Raw genomic sequence first — 17,158 nt, forward strand, 5'->3', positions numbered from 1 at the left:
CACCAACGAGAAAAAGTATGTTGAAAAAACTGTTATTCCCCCTGTTGGCTGCGTTCATTTTAGCCGGCTGTGCAACCAGCAATAATACCCTTACCATTCAGCCTAAGATTGAGCTGCCACAGCGCGATCCGGGCCTGATGGCGGTCACCGTCAGCATCAACGGAGCCGATCAGCGTCAGGATCAGGCGCTGGCAAAAGTGAACCGTGACGGTCAGCTGGTGACCCTGACCCCATCGCGCGATCTGCGTTTTCTGCTGCAGGAAGTGCTGGAGAAACAGATGACGGCACGTGGCTATATGGTGGGACCGAATGGCGCGGTCGATCTGCAGATCGTGGTGAACAACCTTTATGCTGACGTTACCCAGGGCAACGTGCGCTACAGCATTACCACCAAAGCGGACATCTCTATCATTGCTACCGCCAAAAACGGCAGCAAACAGGTTAAAAACTACCGCCAGACTTACAGCGTAGAAGGCGCGTTCAGCGCAACGAACCAGAAGATTACTAACGCGGTCAACGCCACCATGAGCGATGTCATCGCAGACATGGCACAGGACACCAGCGTCAACGACTTCATCAAACAGAACGCGCGTTAATTTCGCCTCTCCTCTGCCCGGCATGATGCCGGGCATCGTGTTTGTTACCGGCAGGATCCGCATGAACCACTATCTTCGCCTCTTCAGCCAGAAAAATGCCGCCGTACTGCTGCTGCTCGGTTTCGCCTCCGGCCTGCCGCTGGCCCTGACATCCGGCACGTTGCAGGCGTGGATGACGGTGGACAATGTCGATCTGAAAACCATCGGTTTCTTTTCGCTGGTCGGCCAGGCCTATGTCTTTAAGTTTCTCTGGTCGCCGATGATGGACCGCTACACGCCGCCATTTCTGGGCCGGCGTCGCGGCTGGTTGCTGCTCAGCCAGCTGGCGCTGGTCGGGGGCATTACGGCGATGGGGTTTCTGCAACCCAGCCGGGATCTGAGCCTGATGGCGGCTCTGGCGGTGCTGATTGCCTTCTGCTCCGCCTCACAGGACATTGTATTTGACGCCTGGAAAACCGATATTCTGCCGCCTGAAGAGCGCGGCAGCGGCGCGGCGATTACCGTGCTGGGTTACCGGCTGGCGATGCTGATTTCAGGCGGGCTGGCGCTGTGGCTGGCTGACCGCTATCTCGGCTGGCAGGCGACCTACTGGCTGATGGCGCTGATGATGGTGCCTGGCATTATCGCCACGCTGATGGCGAGCGAGCCGGACACCCATACTTCCACGCCCCACTCTCTGCGTCAGGCTGTTGTCGACCCGCTGAAAGATTTCTTTCAGCGCAATAACGCCTGGCTGCTGATTACCCTGATTATTCTCTACAAGCTGGGCGATGCTTTTGCCGCCTCACTGACCACCACCTTTCTGATTCGCGGCGTCGGCTTTAATGCTGGCGATGTCGGTCTGGTTAACAAGACGCTGGGCCTGCTGGCGACCATCATTGGTGCGCTCTATGGGGGTGTCGTCATGCAGCGCCTGAGTCTGTTCCGGGCACTGATGATTTTCGGCCTGCTGCAGGCTGTCTCAAACTTCGGTTACTGGCTGCTGGCGGTGACGGATAAACAGCTGTGGAGCATGGCCAGCGCGGTTTTTGTGGAAAACCTCTGTGGCGGCATGGGCACCGCCGCCTTTGTGGCGCTGTTGATGACCCTCTGCAACAAATCGTTCTCCGCGACCCAGTTTGCCCTGCTGTCAGCGCTTTCTGCGGTGGGCCGGGTTTACGTCGGTCCGGCTGCGGGCTGGCTGGTTGAACTCTGGGGCTGGCCAGCCTTTTATGCCTTCACCGTCGTGGCGGGCGTGCCGGGTCTGTTGCTGCTGGCATTTTGCCGTCAGACGCTAAATCAGGTCGAGCAGAGTGGCAAATTCCTGACACGAAGCTACTATCCTCTTGGCTATCGCTGGACGAATCGTCTGTTTGCAGCAGGCTGTGGCGTGCTGGGACTCTGGCTGGTGGCGCTGGCGCTGGATGCGCTGGGGCTCACTGTGCTGGCTGCCCTGCTGTCACCCCTGTTTGGTACTGGCATGGTACTCGCGTTGCTGGCCGTATTGTCGGGTCTGCTGCTCGACTACCGGGCACTGAAACGAGCGCCTGCCCTGCCCGCGTCAGATGCTTAAGTGAAATCGATGGGTTAACGGCTGCGGCTTATTTTTTTGTCAACGGACCAGGCCGCCGTCATTTATCATCGCCTGTTATTTTTTGAAAATAAGAATATGGCCTGAGGAGGGGGAGCGGAAATACTAAAAACCGGTGAGCAATTACTTTAGTTAAATTTCATCACATAAATGATGCAGACTTGTTAAATATTTGGGCGTTAAAAGTAAGGGTTATTCCTTTCCCTGATTTTTTTGCGGTTACTTCCATTGGTTTTTGTTATATTGGTGCCAACTGCTTGTCTGCGTTAACTATTTGTCACCTGACGCAACATCTGTGACACCCTTAGCAAAAGGTGTCAACACGCATCTGACACATCCTTAAGCTGGTTTACACTGCATAAACCTTCCCGTAAAATGCGCGCACACTTAAACGACAATAGAGCCCTTTGTCATTGAGGTCGTTAAATGAGACTCAGTAAATACAATAAAAGTTTGGGGATTTTGTCATTAATTGCAGGCACTTTATTAATGAGTGGCTGCGATAGTGCATTGTTAAATCCCAAAGGACAGATTGCACTGGAGCAACGTTCGCTGATACTGACTGCCTTTGGCCTGATGTTGATCGTCGTTATCCCCGCAGTCCTGATGGCCGTGGTGTTTGCCTGGAAATATCGGGCATCCAACACGAATGCGAAGTACAGCCCTAACTGGTCACACTCTAACAAAGTGGAAGCCGTGGTCTGGACCATTCCGATCCTGATCATTCTCTTCCTCAGCGTGCTGACCTGGAAATCGACCCATGCACTGGAGCCCAGCAAACCGCTGCAATCTGATGTAAAACCGGTTGAGATCGATGTGGTTGCACTGGACTGGAAATGGCTGTTCATTTACCCGGAACAGGGTATTGCAACCGTGAACCAGATTGCCTTCCCGGCAAACACACCAGTGAACTTCAAAATCACGTCTAACTCCGTCATGAACTCTTTCTTCATTCCAACGCTCGGCAGCCAGATTTATGCGATGGCCGGTATGCAGACCAAGCTGCATCTGATTGCGAATGAGCCAGGGACTTTCGACGGTATCTCTGCGAACTTCAGTGGTCGCGGTTTCTCTGGCATGAAGTTCAAAGCCATTGCAACCAAAGACGATGCGGAATTCCAGCAGTGGGTAGCAAAAGTTAAAGCAGCACCTAACACGCTGACCACCATGGAAGATTTCGAGAAAGTTGCTGTACCAAGCGAAAACCACCCGGTGGAATATTTCTCTTCAGCGAATCCTGAACTGTTCAAGCAAGTTATCGCTAAGTTCATGACCAGCCACGGGAAGATGGACATGCCTGAACATGAAGGTATGGACATGAGTCACGCCGCTTCCGCGGGAGCCGAGGAATAATACGATGTTCGGAAAATTAACACTGGATGCAGTGCCGTACCATGAGCCGATTATCATGGTCACGGTCGCCGGTATCATTTTAGGTGGTCTGGCACTGATTGCCGCCATCACCTATTTTGGTAAATGGCAATATCTGTGGTCTGAATGGCTAACGTCTGTCGACCATAAAAAACTGGGTATCATGTACGTCATCATGGCATTTGTCATGCTGCTGCGTGGTTTTGCTGATGCCATCATGATGCGTACCCAACAGGTGATGGCGTCGGCCGGTGAAGCGGGCATTCTGCCACCGCATCACTACGACCAGATCTTTACGGCGCACGGCGTCATTATGATCTTCTTCGTGGCGATGCCTTTCGTGGTTGGCCTGATGAACATCGCCGTTCCGCTGCAGATTGGTGCACGTGACGTTGCGTTCCCGTTCCTGAACAACCTGAGCTTCTGGTTTACTGCGGTCGGTGTGATCCTGGTTAACCTGTCGCTGGGTGTGGGCGAGTTCGCGCAGACCGGCTGGCTGGCTTATCCGCCGCTTTCCGGCGCGGAGTACAGTCCCGGCGTCGGGGTCGACTACTGGATCTGGAGTCTTCAGCTCTCCGGTATCGGTACGACCTTAACCGGTATTAACTTCTTCGTGACCATCCTGAAGATGCGTGCACCGGGCATGAGCCTGTTCAAAATGCCTGTCTTTACCTGGACTGCGCTCTGCACCAACGTCCTGATCATCGCTGCGTTCCCGGTTCTGACCGTGACCCTGGCGCTGTTGACCCTTGATCGTTATCTCGGCTTCCATTTCTTTACCAATGAAATGGGCGGGAACATGATGATGTACGTCAACCTGATCTGGGTCTGGGGTCATCCGGAAGTGTATATTCTGGTTCTGCCGGTCTTTGGTGTGTTCGCAGAAATTACCGCGACCTTCTCCAAAAAACGTCTGTTTGGCTACACCTCACTGGTGTGGGCGACCATCGCGATCACCGTACTGTCGTTCATCGTCTGGCTCCACCACTTCTTCACCATGGGTGCGGGTGCGAACGTCAACGCCTTCTTCGGTATCATGACGATGATCATCGCGATTCCGACCGGGGTTAAAATCTTTAACTGGCTGTTCACCATGTACCAGGGTCGCATCCAGATGCACTCTGCGATGCTGTGGACCGTTGGCTTCCTGGTAACCTTCTCTGTAGGGGGTATGACCGGCGTACTGCTGGCCGTTCCGGGTGCTGACTTCATTCTGCACAACAGCCTGTTCCTGATTGCACACTTCCATAACGTTATCATCGGTGGTGTTGTCTTCGGTTGTATGGCGGGCGTGACCTACTGGTTCCCGAAAGCCTTTGGCTTTACCCTGAACGAAACCTGGGGCAAACGCGCCTTCTGGTTCTGGATCATCGGCTTCTTCGTTGCCTTTATGCCGCTGTACGCACTGGGCTTCATGGGTATGACCCGTCGTCTGAGCCAGGATATCGATCCACAGTTCCACCCTCTGCTGGTGGTCGCTGCGGTCGGTGCAGGTCTGATTGCAATGGGTATCCTGTGTCAGCTGACCATGTTCTACGTTTCGGTCCGTGACCGCGACCAGAACCGTGATCTGACCGGTGACCCGTGGGGCGGTCGTACGCTGGAGTGGGCAACCTCTTCACCACCACCGTTCTATAACTTTGCTGTGATCCCGCATGTGCATGAGCGTGACGCTTTCTGGGAAATGAAAGAGAAAGGCGAAGCGTACAAGCAGCCGGAGTCGTATGAAGAGATTCATATGCCGAAAAACAGCGGTGCTGCACTGGTTATCTGTGCGTTCGCGACGGTAATGGGCTTCGCGCTGATCTGGCATATCTGGTGGCTGGCAGGTCTTTCATTCCTCGGCATGATCGTTACCTGGATCGTGAAGAGCTTCGACGAAGACGTGGATTACTACGTTCCGGTTGCTGAAGTTCAGAAGATTGAAAACCAGCACTTTGACGAAATCAGCAAAGCAGGTCTGAAATAATGTCAACTGAAACTCTGATTAAACATCACCACGACGCCCATGCGGAGCATGGGCATCACGATGCAGGAGCCAATAAAGTCTTTGGCTTCTGGATCTACCTGATGAGTGACTGCATTATCTTCGCAACCCTGTTTGCGACCTATGCCGTCATGGTCAACAACACTGCCGGTGGCCCGGCAGGTAAAGATATCTTTGAGCTGCCGTTTGTTCTGGTAGAAACCGCCCTGCTGCTGCTGAGCTCCATCACGTACGGCATGGCTGTTATCTCCATGAACAAGGAGCAAAAAGGTGCCGTTATCGGCTGGCTGGCGCTGACCTTCCTGTTTGGTCTGGGCTTCATCGGCATGGAAATCTATGAATTCCATCACCTGATTGCGGAAGGCTTTGGTCCGGATCGCAGTGGCTTCCTGTCTGGCTTCTTTACGCTGGTCGGTACCCACGGTCTGCACGTGACCTCGGGTCTGATCTGGATGCTGGTGCTGATGTTCCAGATTTCTAAACGTGGCCTGAACGCGACTAACCGCACCCGTATCATGTGTCTGAGCCTGTTCTGGCACTTCCTGGACGTGGTCTGGATTTGCGTCTTCACCGTTGTTTACCTGATGGGAGCCATGTAATGAGTCATTCTGTTAACGAACATGGCGCTTCACACGGTAGCGTGAAGTCCTACATGATCGGCTTCATCCTCTCTATCATCCTGACGGCGATCCCGTTCTGGATGGTCATGGATGGCAGTGCATCTCACGGTACTATCCTCGGTGTTGTTCTGGTCTGTGCGGTTATCCAGGTGCTGGTTCACCTGGTTTACTTCCTGCACTTAGACAGCAAATCTGAGGGTGGCTGGAACATGGTAGCCATTGTTTTCTCGGCCATCATCATCCTGATTGTCGTAGTAGGCTCACTGTGGATCATGTGGAACCTCAACTACAACATGATGCCTCACTAAAGAGTCACGCGTAATGTTTAAGCAATACCTGCAAGTTACAAAACCAGGAATTATTTTCGGGAATTTAATTTCTGTGATCGGCGGATTCCTGCTGGCCTCTAAAGGCAACACGGATTACGCCCTGTTTCTCATCACCCTGGTGGGCGTGTCACTGGTGGTTGCATCGGGTTGTGTTTTCAACAACGTGATCGACCGCGACATCGACATCAAGATGGAGAGAACCAGGAATCGGGTGCTGGTAAAAGGCCTTATCTCCGCGAAAGTAAGCCTGGTTTATGCCACTGTGCTGGGTATTGCTGGCTTTGCGTTGCTCTACTTCGGTGCAAATCCGCTGGCCATGTGGCTGGCGGTGATGGGCTTCGTGGTTTACGTGGGCATCTACAGTCTCTACATGAAGCGTCATTCCGTTTACGGTACGCTGATTGGCAGTCTGTCGGGTGCTGCACCGCCGGTTATCGGCTACTGTGCGGTATCCAATGAGTTTGATGCCGGTGCCTTAATCCTGCTGGCGATCTTCAGCCTGTGGCAGATGCCGCATTCGTACGCGATTGCCATCTTCCGCTTTAAAGATTACCAGGCGGCGAACATCCCGGTATTGCCGGTGGTGAAAGGGATCTCCGTAGCAAAAAATCATATTACGCTCTATATCCTGGCGTTTATGATTGCCACGCTGATGCTGACGCTGGGTGGCTATGCCGGCTACAAATATCTGGTGGTGGCCGCTGCGGTCAGCGTCTGGTGGCTGGGCATGGCGTTATCCGGTTATAAAACCGCTGACGATCGTGTCTGGGCGCGTAAACTGTTTGTCTTCTCTATCGTGACGATTACCGCGCTAAGCGTGATGATGTCAGTAGATTCGATGGCTCCGGCCTCGAAGGACCTGCTGACTTACGTCTGGTAACGGACACCGTAATAGCATGAAAAGGGCGCGATTTTCGCGCCCTTTCTTTTTGTTACGACTGCTTAAAAACTATTGTTTTACCCGCCCTGCCCCGCCCCCTAGAATAAATGCAGCACATTAACAGAGGTTGGAATGAACGATAATAAAATGACTCCGGTGGAGCTGCGCGCCACATGGGGCCTCGGTACGGTCTTTTCCCTGCGCATGCTGGGAATGTTTATGGTCCTGCCGGTACTGACCACTTATGGCATGGCATTACAGGGCGCGAGTGAAACGCTGATCGGCCTGGCGATTGGTATCTATGGCCTGGCCCAGGCGATTTTTCAGATTCCTTTTGGTCTGCTTTCCGATCGCATCGGGCGAAAGCCGTTGATCGTGGGCGGACTGCTGCTGTTTGTTCTGGGTAGCGTTATTGCTGCCTGCACGGACTCTATCTGGGGCATTATTCTGGGCCGTGCGCTGCAGGGCTCCGGCGCAATTGCCGCTGCCGTGATGGCGCTGCTCTCCGATTTGACGCGAGAGCAGAACCGCACCAAAGCGATGGCCTTTATCGGCATCAGTTTTGGTGTCACCTTCGCGATTGCGATGGTCGTCGGTCCGGTCGTTACGCACGCGTTAGGGCTGCAGGCGCTGTTCTGGATGATTGCGATCCTGGCCTCGCTGGGTATCGTCATCACGCTGCTGGTGGTGCCATCCACCCCGCATCATGTGCTGAACCGTGAATCGGGCATGGTCAAAGGCAGCTTTCGCAAGGTGCTGGCGAATCCACGTCTGGTGAAGCTGAATATCGGTATTTTCTGTCTGCATATCCTGCTGATGTCGAGCTTTGTCGCCTTGCCGGGGCAGTTTGAGCAGGCGGGTTTCCCGGCCCCGGAACACTGGAAAGTCTATCTCTCGACCATGCTGATCGCCTTTGCGGGCGTGGTGCCGTTCATCATTTATGCCGAAGTGAAGCGTCGCATGAAGCGCGTCTTTGTGGGCTGCGTCGGAATGATCGTTATTGCTGAGATCGTACTGTGGGGTGCGGAAGGCCATTTCTGGACGCTGGTCGTTGGGGTTCAGCTCTTCTTCTTCGCTTTCAATCTGATGGAAGCCATTCTCCCTTCGCTGATCAGTAAAGAGTCGCCTGCCGGTTACAAAGGAACGGCGATGGGTATTTACTCCACCAGCCAGTTCCTTGGCGTAGCCGTTGGCGGCAGCATGGGCGGCTGGGTGTTTGGTCATTTCGATGCACAAACCGTGTTCATGGTCGGCGCAATGGTGGCTGCGGCCTGGCTGTTTGTCAGTATGACGATGCAGGAACCCCCTTATGTGAGCAGCCTGCGCATTGTGCTGAGTGACGCGGCACTGGCTTTGCCGAATCTGGAGCAGCGCCTGAAAGCGCAGAAAGGGGTGAACTCCGTGTTTATCGTGCCGGAAGAGAAAAGTGCCTATATCAAAATTGACAGCAAGGTCACCAGTCGGCCAGAGCTGGAAGCGCTGCTGGGGAGTTGCTAGTTTAAGAAAATTTTCGCGACGACTTCCGCTCGTTTCGCTTCAGGATCGAGCTGGCTCAGGGATGAGGTGCGTAATCGCCCGCGCTGACCCCGCCATGGATGGCGCTGTTGCGTCTTTGCGTAAGGCACAGGCTCCCTGAGCAAGCGCGCGATCGCACAGACGCCCTACAGCTCACACCCCGCTCCAGACGCTTTACTTGTTCAAAGAGATGCAAGCCAGCGCACAATGCCACTAACGTCACAAACAACGCCTTCATTCAGACGGCTCACAAATTTGGATCGATGCAGCGCTGCTCCTGCCAGATAACAAAAAACCCGGCCTGAGCCGGGTTTTTCATAACTGCCTTCAGGCCAAAAAAACAGCCTGCCCCGCTTAATCGCGGAAGTTTTTAAACTGGAACGGCTGCCCCAGATTGCTGCCGCGCACAATCGCCATTGCGCTCTGCAGATCATCGCGCGCTTTGCCGGTCACTCGTAACGCTTCACCCTGAATCTGGGTCTGCACTTTCAGCTTACTGTCTTTAATCAGCTTCACCAGCTTCTTCGCTACGTCGCTCTCAATGCCCTTCTTCAGTTTGGCATCGACCGCCCAGCTTTTACCGCTGTGCTCAATCTCTTCCGGCACCTCTAAGGCACCGCCTTCAATCCCGCGCTTCAGTAACTTCTCACGCAAAATATCGACCAGCTGTTTAACCTGGAAATCAGACTCGCTGGTGATTTTAATGGTTTCATTCTTTTCGTTGAGCTCAAACTCGGCGCTCACGTTGCGGAAATCGAAGCGGGTAGACACCTCACGGTTGGCATTCTCCACCGCATTGCGAATTTCCTGCAGATCGACTTCTGAAACGATATCGAAAGATGGCATCTCTTCTTCTCCTGACGCTAAAGTGACATGCATAATACGCGTCTTACGGTGCTAAATAAAATCAGGCTGTGCACGACGCTATACTCATGGTGTGACAGTAAATAATAAATGGATAGCCCGCCAGCGGGAGGCAGTATGAAAATTACCGTGTTAGGGTGCGGTGCTCTGGGTCAGGTCTGGCTGACAGCGCTCGCCCGTCAGGGACACGAGGTGCAGGGATGGTTGCGGGTGCCGCAGCCCTATTGCTCGGCCAATGTCGTCGACCCGGAAGGCAACATAGCCAACCGCACCTTCATCGCTAACGATCCGCTGTTTCTGGCGGAAAGCCAGCTGCTGCTGGTTACGCTAAAAGCGCCACAGGTGTCGCCCGCCGTGAAAAATCTGGAAAGCGTTCTGCCGGAAAACTGCCCGGTGCTGCTGCTGCATAACGGCATGGGCACGCTGGAGGAGCTTAAAGGGTTAACTCAGCCACTACTGCGCGGCGTCACGACGCACGCCGCGATGCGTGATGGCACCGTCATCAAACACATCGCCAGCGGCATCACCCACATCGGCCCCGGTAACCGCAAAAGCGCTGCTTACAGCGATCTGGCCGACATCCTGCACCATGCCCTGCCCGATGTCGCCTGGCATGACAACATCCGTGCGGCCTGCTGGCGCAAGCTGGCGGTGAACTGTGTGATCAACCCGCTCAGCGTGGAATATGAGTGCCAGAACGGCGCGCTGCGTGCGTATCCGGAACAGATTGCGCAGTTATGTGAAGAGATCAGCTGGGTCATGGAGCGCGAAGGTCAGAACGTAGCCAGCGAAAGCCTGCAGGATATTATCTTTGACGTGATTGAAAGCACGGCGGCGAACACCTCTTCCATGCTGCAGGATATCCGCGCGCAGCGGCTCACCGAAATCGACTACATCAGCGGCTTTTTACTGCGCCGCGCCCGGACGCACGGCCTGGTGCTGTCGGAGAACACCCGTCTGTATGACATTGTTAAACGCAAGGAGTCCCATTATGACCGCGAACGCATCGGTGCTGGTTTGCCTGGCACATGGCAGTGAAGAGACCGAAGCCGTCACCACCATCGACCTGCTGGTTCGTGCCGGGCTGAACGTCGTCACCGCCAGCGTCGAAAGCGATGGCAGCCGGGAGATCGTCTGCTCACGCGGTGTCCGCCTGCTGGCTGACGCTCCGCTGGTCGAGGTCGCCGACAACGATTTCTCCGCCATCGTCCTGCCCGGTGGCCTGAAAGGCGCGGAGACCTTCCGTGACAGCCCGCTGCTGGTCGAAACGGTGCGTCAGTTTCATCTCAGTGATAAAATCGTTGCGGCGATTTGCGCGGCGGCAGGTACGGTGCTGGTTCCCCACGATCTGTTCCCTGTCGGAAACATGACCGGCTTTCCCGGCTTAAAAGAGACCATTCCGGCGGAGAAATGGATGGAGCGCCGCGTCGTCTGGGACCCGCGGGTAAAACTGCTCACCAGCCAGGCACCCGGCACGGCCATGGATTTTGCGCTGAAGCTGATCGATCTGCTGGTGGGAAAAGAAATGGCGCGCGACGTTGCCGCCCAGCTGGTGCTGGCACCCGGCATTTATGACTATCAGGCGTGATCAGGTTCATCAGTCAGATCCCGACAGGGTCTGACTGACCGTAAGCCAGCACTACGGGCGGTAGACTTTCACGTTCTTAAAGCCCTGCTCATGCAGATAGAGGGCCTGCAGACGGCTCATCACGCCGCGATCGCAGTAAAGCAGCCAGGTGCGGTTCTGATCGAGATCGCCAAACTGCGTGCTGAGTTTGTAGAACGGCAGTGATTTCACCTCCGTGGCCTTCAGCTCAAGCGGATTCTCTTCCTGCTCGTCGATGGCGCGGATATCCAGCACCACGTCGTTTTCACTCAGCAGGGCGACGGTTTCAACTTCCACCACCTCCTCTTCTGTCTGCTCAGCGATGGTGCGGATATCGACATTGGTCGCCTCTTCCACCACGCGATCCAGAATCGTAAAGTTGAAATTCTGCTCTTCTGCCTCGATCTTCGCTTTCACCGCCTTCACTGTCGGGCTTTTGGAAATCACCCCACAATATTCCGGCATGGTGCTGGCAAAATCTTCGGTGCCGATCTCCCGGGCGACTTTGATGATGTGCTCTTTGTCGTGAGAGATCAGCGGACGCAGAATCAGCGTATCGGAGGCGTTATCAATCAGACGCAGGTTGGTCAGCGTCTGGCTCGATACCTGCCCGACTGCTTCACCGGTGACCAGCGCCTGTACGCCATAACGCTCAGCCACGCGGGAAGCGGCACGCACCATCATGCGCTTCAGCACCACGCCCATCTGACCGTCATCCACTTTTTCCAGGATTTCACCGACGACCGGCTCAAAATTGATCGCCACAAAGCGCACCCGGTGCGAACGGCCAAAGCGGTTCCAGAGATAGTGCGCGACCTGACGGACGCCAATCTCATGGGCGGCGCCGCCAAGATTAAAGAAGCAGTAGTGTACGCGGCTGCCGCGACGCAGCAGCATGTAGCTGGAGACGCCGGAGTCAAAGCCACCGGAAATCAGCGACAGCACATCTTCCTGTGTGCCGATTGGGAAACCGCCCAGCCCCTCATAGCGTGCGGTCACCAGCGTCAGCTGATTCTCGTCCACTTCGAGATTAACCGTTACCTCCGGGTTTTTAAGCTGCACACGGGCGCTTTCGATGTGCTGGTTCAGCCCGCCGCCCACATAGCGCTCCACATCCTGCGAACTGAAGCTATGCTTACCACGACGTTTAACCCGAACGCAGAAGCTCTTTCCTTCGAGGCTGTCGCGATACTGCGCTAAGGTCTGTTCGAAGATGTGATGAATATCGGTGTACTCGCGATCTTCAACCGCTAAAACGTGATGAATCCCCGGAATGCGCGTCAGTTCATCGGGAATAATGTCCCGCAGCGCGTCGTTTTTTGAGCGCACTTCAATGTGATCCCAGTAACGCACAACGGCGATGTCGTCGCTGACGGTTTTCAGGACGTTACGGATATTGCTGGCAAGAATCTTGATAAAGCGCAAACGCACCGACTGACTCTTGATGGTGATTTCAGGAAATAACTTGATGATAAACTTCATGGCGACACAGCTTCGTTGGGCAAATAAGTGCTAAAAGAGGCAGCACTTAGCTGGTAAAATCACAAAATTGCGGGCTGCAAGGCGCAACCGCATCCGAGGCGCGGGAGTATATCACCTTTGTCAGGTGACTGCTTCTTCATCAGCTGCCGCATTGATTATTTTGCTAATCATAGGGTCTCAGCTACCATGACCGATTGCGAGATAATGTCCCAACCGTGAGTCGACACGAAATATGCCGAAAAAAGCCGAACAGCCAGCCAGCTTCGAAACGTCATTGCAGCAGCTGGAGCAGATTGTCAGCCGTCTGGAAAGTGGTGAACTGCCGCTGGAAGAAGCCCTCAACGAGTTTGAGCGCGGCGTGCAGCTGGCGCGGACAGGCCAGCAGACGCTGCAGCAGGCTGAACAGCGTGTCCGTATTCTGCTGAACGACGATAAAAACGCCGACCTCACTGCTTTCACGCCGGAAAATGACTAATGGATTTTGTCCGATTACTCGACGCGTATCAGCAGCAGGTCAACGCCGCGCTGACGCGTTTTATAGCGCCACTTCCTTTTCAGAGTTCTCCTCTGGTTAATGCCATGCATTATGGGGCATTATTGGGCGGTAAACGCCTGCGCCCTTTTCTGGTCTACGCGACCGGTGAGATGCTCCGCGCCGACCCGGCGAGTCTGGATGCGCCCGCCGCCGCGGTTGAATGCATTCATGCGTACTCTCTGATTCATGACGATCTCCCTGCGATGGATGACGATGCACTGCGTCGCGGGCAGCCGACCTGTCACATTAAATATGGCGAAGATACGGCGATACTGGCAGGCGATGCCCTGCAGACGCTGGCCTTCTCAATTCTGACTGACGCAGCCATGCCGGGTGTCAGCGCGGAGTACCGGCTGCGGATGATCTCTGAACTGGCAAACGCCAGCGGCGTGGCCGGCATGTGCGGCGGTCAGGCGCTTGATCTGGCGGCAGAGGGTAAATCGGTGGATCTCGATCAGCTGGAGCAGATCCATCGCCACAAAACGGGCGCGCTGATCCGCTCAGCCGTCCGCTTAGGTGCTTTTACCGCAGGCGATGCGGGCCGTGAAGCCCTGCCGCTGCTTGACCGCTATGCTGAGGCTATCGGTCTCGCGTTTCAGGTGCAGGACGATATCCTGGACGTGGTGGGTGACACCGCCGTTATCGGAAAACGTCAGGGTGCCGATCAGCAACTGGGCAAAAGCACCTATCCTTCACTGTTAGGCTTAGAAAATGCCCGTGCCAAAGCGCGGGATTTGTATCAGGAAGCCCTTGATGCTCTGGAATTGCTCGCTGCGCACTCCTATAACACCACAGCACTGCAGGCGCTGGCGAGCTTCATAATTGAACGCGACAAATAACTTCCATAATGAGTCTCTGATGAGTTTTGATATTGCTAAATACCCGACACTGGCGCTGGCAAACACGGTTCAGGAGCTGCGTGCCCTGCCGAAAGAGAAGCTGCCTGCACTGTGTGATGAACTGCGTCAGTATCTGTTAGACAGCGTGAGCCGCTCCAGCGGCCATTTTGCATCGGGTCTGGGCGTTGTCGAACTGACTGTCGCGCTGCATTATGTCTACAACACTCCTTTTGATCATCTGGTGTGGGATGTGGGTCATCAGGCTTATCCGCATAAAATTCTGACCGGTCGCCGCGATCGCATCGGCACCATCCGTCAGAAAAACGGCGTGCATCCGTTCCCGTGGCGCGGCGAAAGTGAATATGACGTGCTGAGCGTCGGTCACTCGTCGACCTCCATCAGTGCCGGTCTGGGCATGGCCGCGGCGGCAGAACGCGAAGGTCAGGGGCGTCGCACCGCCTGTATTATCGGCGATGGGGCTATCACCGCAGGCATGGCGTTTGAAGCGATGAACCATGCCGGTGATATCAAACCGGACATGCTGGTGATCCTCAATGACAATGAGATGTCGATCTCCGAAAACGTCGGCGCGCTGAATAACCGTCTGGCGCAGATCCTGTCAGGTAAAACCTACGCGCGACTGCGTGAAGGCAGTAAGCGCGTGCTGACTAACCTGCCCCCGATTAAAGAGCTGGTTAAGCGCACGGAAGAGCACCTCAAAGGCATGGTGGTGCCGGGAACGCTGTTTGAAGAGTTAGGCTTCAACTACATCGGTCCGGTTGATGGCCACGATGTCCTGACGCTGGTCAATACGCTGAGTAACATGCGCAACCTGAAAGGGCCGCAGTTCCTGCATATCATGACGAAGAAAGGGAAAGGCTACGCCCCGGCAGAGGAAGATCCGATTGCCTGGCACGCCGTGCCTAAATTCGATCCGGCCATTGGCGAACTGCCGAAAAGTGCCGAAGGTCTGCCGAGCTACTCTAAAATCTTCGGCAACTGGCTGTGCGAAATGGCCGCCGACGATCCGAAGCTGATGGCGATTACCCCGGCGATGCGTGAAGGCTCCGGCATGGTGGCCTTCTCGCGTGAGTTCCCGCAGCAATATTTTGATGTGGCGATCGCCGAGCAGCACGCGGTGACCTTCGCTGCCGGTATGGCGATTGGCGGTTATAAGCCTGTTGTGGCCATCTATTCCACCTTCCTGCAGCGCGCCTACGATCAGCTGATCCATGACGTCGCTATCCAGAAACTGCCGGTCCTGTTTGCTATCGATCGCGGTGGTATTGTTGGCGCAGACGGTCAGACTCACCAGGGCGCATTTGATCTTGCCTATCTGCGCTGTGTGCCGGAGATGGTGATCATGACCCCCAGCGACGAAAATGAGTGCCGTCAGATGCTCTACACCGGCTATCACTATCAGGACGGGCCGAGCGCCGTGCGTTATCCGCGCGGCACCGGCGTTGGCACCCCACTGGCACCGCTACAGAGCCTGCCGCTGGGCAAAGGCGTGGTGAAACGTCAGGGTGAAGAACTGGCGATTCTGAACTTCGGTACGCTGCTGCCGGAAGCGACCGCTGCGGCGGAAGCGATGAATGCGACCCTGGTCGATATGCGCTTTGTGAAGCCGCTGGATGAGGCGCTGATTGCCGAACTGGCCGCCACCCACACGTCACTGATTACGCTGGAAGAAGGCGCAATCAAGGGCGGTGCAGGCAGCGGCGTCAATGAGTTCGTCATGGCGAAACGCCTGGCTGTGCCGGTTCTCAATATCGGTCTGCCCGATGAATTTATCCCGCAGGGCACACAGGAAGAAGTGCGTCATGACTACCTGCTGGACGCCGAAGGTATCCAGCAGCAGATCACCCGCTGGCTGGCGCAGTAACCTCTCCTCTCTGCGCTCCCTCCGGGGAGCGCAACGCCCTGCTATGCTGAAACCTTTGCACTTTCGCAGGAGCCTCCACCATGAAACTGATTCAACTGGGAACTACCGACCTTCAGGTTTCGCGCCTCTGTCTGGGCTGCATGACCTATGGCGAGCCGACGCGCGGCAACCACGCCTGGACGCTGCCTGAAGCGAGCAGCCGTCCGCTAATCCAGCAGGCGCTGAACGCAGGGATCAACTTCTTCGACACGGCCAACAGCTATTCAGACGGCAGCAGTGAAGAGATTCTGGGACGGGCGCTGAAAGATTTTGCGCGCCGTGAAGAGATTGTGGTCGCCACCAAAGTCTATTTCCCCCTGAGCAACCTCTCACAGGGTCTGTCGCGCAAAAATATCCTGCAATCCATTGATGACAGCCTGCAGCGCCTCGGCATGGAGTATGTCGATCTGCTGCAGATTCACCGCTGGGATTACGAGACGCCGCTGGAAGAGACGCTGCAAGCGCTGCATGATGTCGTACAGTCGGGCAAAGCGCGCTACATCGGTGCTTCATCCATGCACGCCAGCCAGTTTGCACAGGCGTTGCAGATGCAGGCGCAACAGGGCTGGCATCGCTTCGTCAGCATGCAGGATCAGTACAACCTGATTCAGCGTGAAGAGGAGCGTGAAATGCATCCGCTCTGTCAGAAAGAGCAGATCGCCGTGCTGCCCTGGAGTCCCCTGGCGCGCGGTAAGCTGACCCGCCCATGGGGTGAAAACACCGCTCGCTCCACCTCTGATCAGGTCATGGCGAAGCTCTATGCCACCACCGAAGAGAATGATGCCGCCATTGCGCAGCGTCTGGCGCAGGTGGCGGAGAGTAAAGGCGTGACGCGGGCACAGGTCGCCCTGGCCTGGCTGCTGAGCAAACCTGCCGTCACGGCGCCAATCATTGGCGCGTCGCGTGCTGAGCAGTTTGCGGATCTGGTGAAGGCGGTGGATGTCACACTGAGTGACGACGAGATTACCCTGCTGGAAGAGGTCTATCAGCCGCATCAGGCGGTGGGATTCGAGTAACGCCGTCATATGACGCCCTTGCCG

Annotated in this window: 16 protein-coding genes; 14 read left to right on the forward strand and 2 right to left on the reverse strand. The window is 55.4% G+C overall.

Annotated features, from left to right (window positions below):
- Nucleotides 1-17 precede the first annotated feature (17 nt).
- The 8 genes from F3I47_RS06180 to F3I47_RS06215 all read left to right on the forward strand — a co-directional run bounded on the left by F3I47_RS06180 (nt 18) and on the right by F3I47_RS06215 (nt 8,850).
- The gene (locus tag F3I47_RS06180) at nt 18-596 is read left to right on the forward strand and encodes a lipoprotein (protein WP_009091711.1); all 579 of its coding nucleotides are present in this window, start codon (nt 18-20) and stop codon (nt 594-596) included.
- 61 nt (nt 597-657) lie between these two features.
- Entirely contained in the window at nt 658-2,148 is a 1,491-nt protein-coding gene (gene ampG, locus F3I47_RS06185) for a muropeptide MFS transporter AmpG (protein ID WP_150029362.1), read from the forward strand.
- Nucleotides 2,149-2,592: 444 nt separating this feature from the next.
- On the forward strand, nt 2,593-3,519 hold the full coding sequence (gene cyoA / locus F3I47_RS06190; RefSeq protein ID WP_046101354.1) for a cytochrome o ubiquinol oxidase subunit II: 927 nt from the start codon (nt 2,593-2,595) through the stop codon (nt 3,517-3,519).
- 4 nt (nt 3,520-3,523) lie between these two features.
- Entirely contained in the window at nt 3,524-5,506 is a 1,983-nt protein-coding gene (gene cyoB / locus F3I47_RS06195) for a cytochrome o ubiquinol oxidase subunit I (RefSeq protein ID WP_009091717.1), read from the forward strand.
- Nucleotides 5,506-6,123, forward strand: a complete 618-nt coding sequence (locus F3I47_RS06200) for a cytochrome o ubiquinol oxidase subunit III (RefSeq protein ID WP_009091720.1) — start codon at nt 5,506-5,508, stop codon at nt 6,121-6,123. Before cyoB ends, F3I47_RS06200 begins: the two co-directional genes overlap by 1 nt.
- Nucleotides 6,123-6,452 (forward strand): cytochrome o ubiquinol oxidase subunit IV, encoded by a 330-nt coding sequence (locus F3I47_RS06205; protein WP_008924889.1) that lies wholly within the window; start codon nt 6,123-6,125, stop codon nt 6,450-6,452. Before F3I47_RS06200 ends, F3I47_RS06205 begins: the two co-directional genes overlap by 1 nt.
- Before the next feature lie 13 nt (nt 6,453-6,465).
- Complete coding sequence (gene cyoE, locus F3I47_RS06210; RefSeq protein WP_009091722.1) at nt 6,466-7,353, forward strand: heme o synthase; 888 nt, start codon at nt 6,466-6,468, stop codon at nt 7,351-7,353.
- Nucleotides 7,354-7,485: 132 nt separating this feature from the next.
- On the forward strand, nt 7,486-8,850 hold the full coding sequence (locus tag F3I47_RS06215) for an MFS transporter (protein WP_009091724.1): 1,365 nt from the start codon (nt 7,486-7,488) through the stop codon (nt 8,848-8,850).
- Nucleotides 8,851-9,222: 372 nt separating this feature from the next.
- Here F3I47_RS06215 and F3I47_RS06220 read toward each other — a convergent pair whose 3' ends face one another.
- Nucleotides 9,223-9,714 (reverse strand): YajQ family cyclic di-GMP-binding protein, encoded by a 492-nt coding sequence (locus F3I47_RS06220; protein ID WP_009091726.1) that lies wholly within the window; start codon nt 9,712-9,714, stop codon nt 9,223-9,225.
- A gap of 135 nt (nt 9,715-9,849) precedes the next feature.
- Between F3I47_RS06220 and panE the strand changes: the two genes are divergently transcribed.
- A complete protein-coding gene (gene panE / locus F3I47_RS06225; RefSeq protein WP_009091728.1) occupies nt 9,850-10,770 on the forward strand; it encodes a 2-dehydropantoate 2-reductase in 921 nt (306 codons plus the stop codon).
- Nucleotides 10,724-11,320 (forward strand): protein deglycase YajL, encoded by a 597-nt coding sequence (gene yajL / locus F3I47_RS06230; protein WP_150029360.1) that lies wholly within the window; start codon nt 10,724-10,726, stop codon nt 11,318-11,320. The genes panE and yajL overlap by 47 nt, the downstream gene beginning before the upstream one ends.
- Before the next feature lie 51 nt (nt 11,321-11,371).
- Here the strand turns inward: yajL and thiI are convergent, their stop codons facing one another.
- Nucleotides 11,372-12,820 carry a tRNA uracil 4-sulfurtransferase ThiI gene (thiI, locus tag F3I47_RS06235; RefSeq protein ID WP_150029359.1) on the reverse strand — a complete coding sequence of 483 codons (1,449 nt, stop codon included), beginning with the start codon at nt 12,818-12,820 and terminating at the stop codon, nt 11,372-11,374.
- A gap of 232 nt (nt 12,821-13,052) precedes the next feature.
- On the opposite strand from thiI, the gene xseB reads away from it, so the two are divergent.
- The 4 genes from xseB (at nt 13,053) to F3I47_RS06255 (ending at nt 17,134) form a co-directional block, all read left to right on the forward strand.
- On the forward strand, nt 13,053-13,295 hold the full coding sequence (xseB, locus tag F3I47_RS06240; protein WP_009091735.1) for an exodeoxyribonuclease VII small subunit: 243 nt from the start codon (nt 13,053-13,055) through the stop codon (nt 13,293-13,295).
- Complete coding sequence (ispA, locus tag F3I47_RS06245) at nt 13,295-14,194, forward strand: (2E,6E)-farnesyl diphosphate synthase (protein ID WP_140028171.1); 900 nt, start codon at nt 13,295-13,297, stop codon at nt 14,192-14,194. Before xseB ends, ispA begins: the two co-directional genes overlap by 1 nt.
- 19 nt (nt 14,195-14,213) lie before the next feature.
- Nucleotides 14,214-16,079 carry a 1-deoxy-D-xylulose-5-phosphate synthase gene (gene dxs, locus F3I47_RS06250; RefSeq protein ID WP_150029358.1) on the forward strand — a complete coding sequence of 622 codons (1,866 nt, stop codon included), beginning with the start codon at nt 14,214-14,216 and terminating at the stop codon, nt 16,077-16,079.
- An 80-nt stretch (nt 16,080-16,159) separates the two neighbouring features.
- On the forward strand, nt 16,160-17,134 hold the full coding sequence (locus F3I47_RS06255) for an aldo/keto reductase (protein WP_150029357.1): 975 nt from the start codon (nt 16,160-16,162) through the stop codon (nt 17,132-17,134).
- Nucleotides 17,135-17,158 lie beyond the last annotated feature (24 nt).

Source organism: Pantoea sp. M_10 (assembly GCF_008631515.1).
GTDB lineage: Bacteria > Pseudomonadota > Gammaproteobacteria > Enterobacterales > Enterobacteriaceae > Pantoea > Pantoea anthophila.

Coding starts and splice junctions, on each gene's coding strand:
- F3I47_RS06180 (WP_009091711.1), top strand. CDS start 18: ATGTTGAAAAAACTGTTATTCCCCCTGTTGGCTGCGTTCATTTTAGCC.
- ampG (WP_150029362.1), top strand. CDS start 658: ATGAACCACTATCTTCGCCTCTTCAGCCAGAAAAATGCCGCCGTACTG.
- cyoA (WP_046101354.1), top strand. CDS start 2,593: ATGAGACTCAGTAAATACAATAAAAGTTTGGGGATTTTGTCATTAATT.
- cyoB (WP_009091717.1), top strand. CDS start 3,524: ATGTTCGGAAAATTAACACTGGATGCAGTGCCGTACCATGAGCCGATT.
- F3I47_RS06200 (WP_009091720.1), top strand. CDS start 5,506: ATGTCAACTGAAACTCTGATTAAACATCACCACGACGCCCATGCGGAG.
- F3I47_RS06205 (WP_008924889.1), top strand. CDS start 6,123: ATGAGTCATTCTGTTAACGAACATGGCGCTTCACACGGTAGCGTGAAG.
- cyoE (WP_009091722.1), top strand. CDS start 6,466: ATGTTTAAGCAATACCTGCAAGTTACAAAACCAGGAATTATTTTCGGG.
- F3I47_RS06215 (WP_009091724.1), top strand. CDS start 7,486: ATGAACGATAATAAAATGACTCCGGTGGAGCTGCGCGCCACATGGGGC.
- F3I47_RS06220 (WP_009091726.1), bottom strand. CDS start 9,714: ATGCCATCTTTCGATATCGTTTCAGAAGTCGATCTGCAGGAAATTCGC.
- panE (WP_009091728.1), top strand. CDS start 9,850: ATGAAAATTACCGTGTTAGGGTGCGGTGCTCTGGGTCAGGTCTGGCTG.
- yajL (WP_150029360.1), top strand. CDS start 10,724: ATGACCGCGAACGCATCGGTGCTGGTTTGCCTGGCACATGGCAGTGAA.
- thiI (WP_150029359.1), bottom strand. CDS start 12,820: ATGAAGTTTATCATCAAGTTATTTCCTGAAATCACCATCAAGAGTCAG.
- xseB (WP_009091735.1), top strand. CDS start 13,053: ATGCCGAAAAAAGCCGAACAGCCAGCCAGCTTCGAAACGTCATTGCAG.
- ispA (WP_140028171.1), top strand. CDS start 13,295: ATGGATTTTGTCCGATTACTCGACGCGTATCAGCAGCAGGTCAACGCC.
- dxs (WP_150029358.1), top strand. CDS start 14,214: ATGAGTTTTGATATTGCTAAATACCCGACACTGGCGCTGGCAAACACG.
- F3I47_RS06255 (WP_150029357.1), top strand. CDS start 16,160: ATGAAACTGATTCAACTGGGAACTACCGACCTTCAGGTTTCGCGCCTC.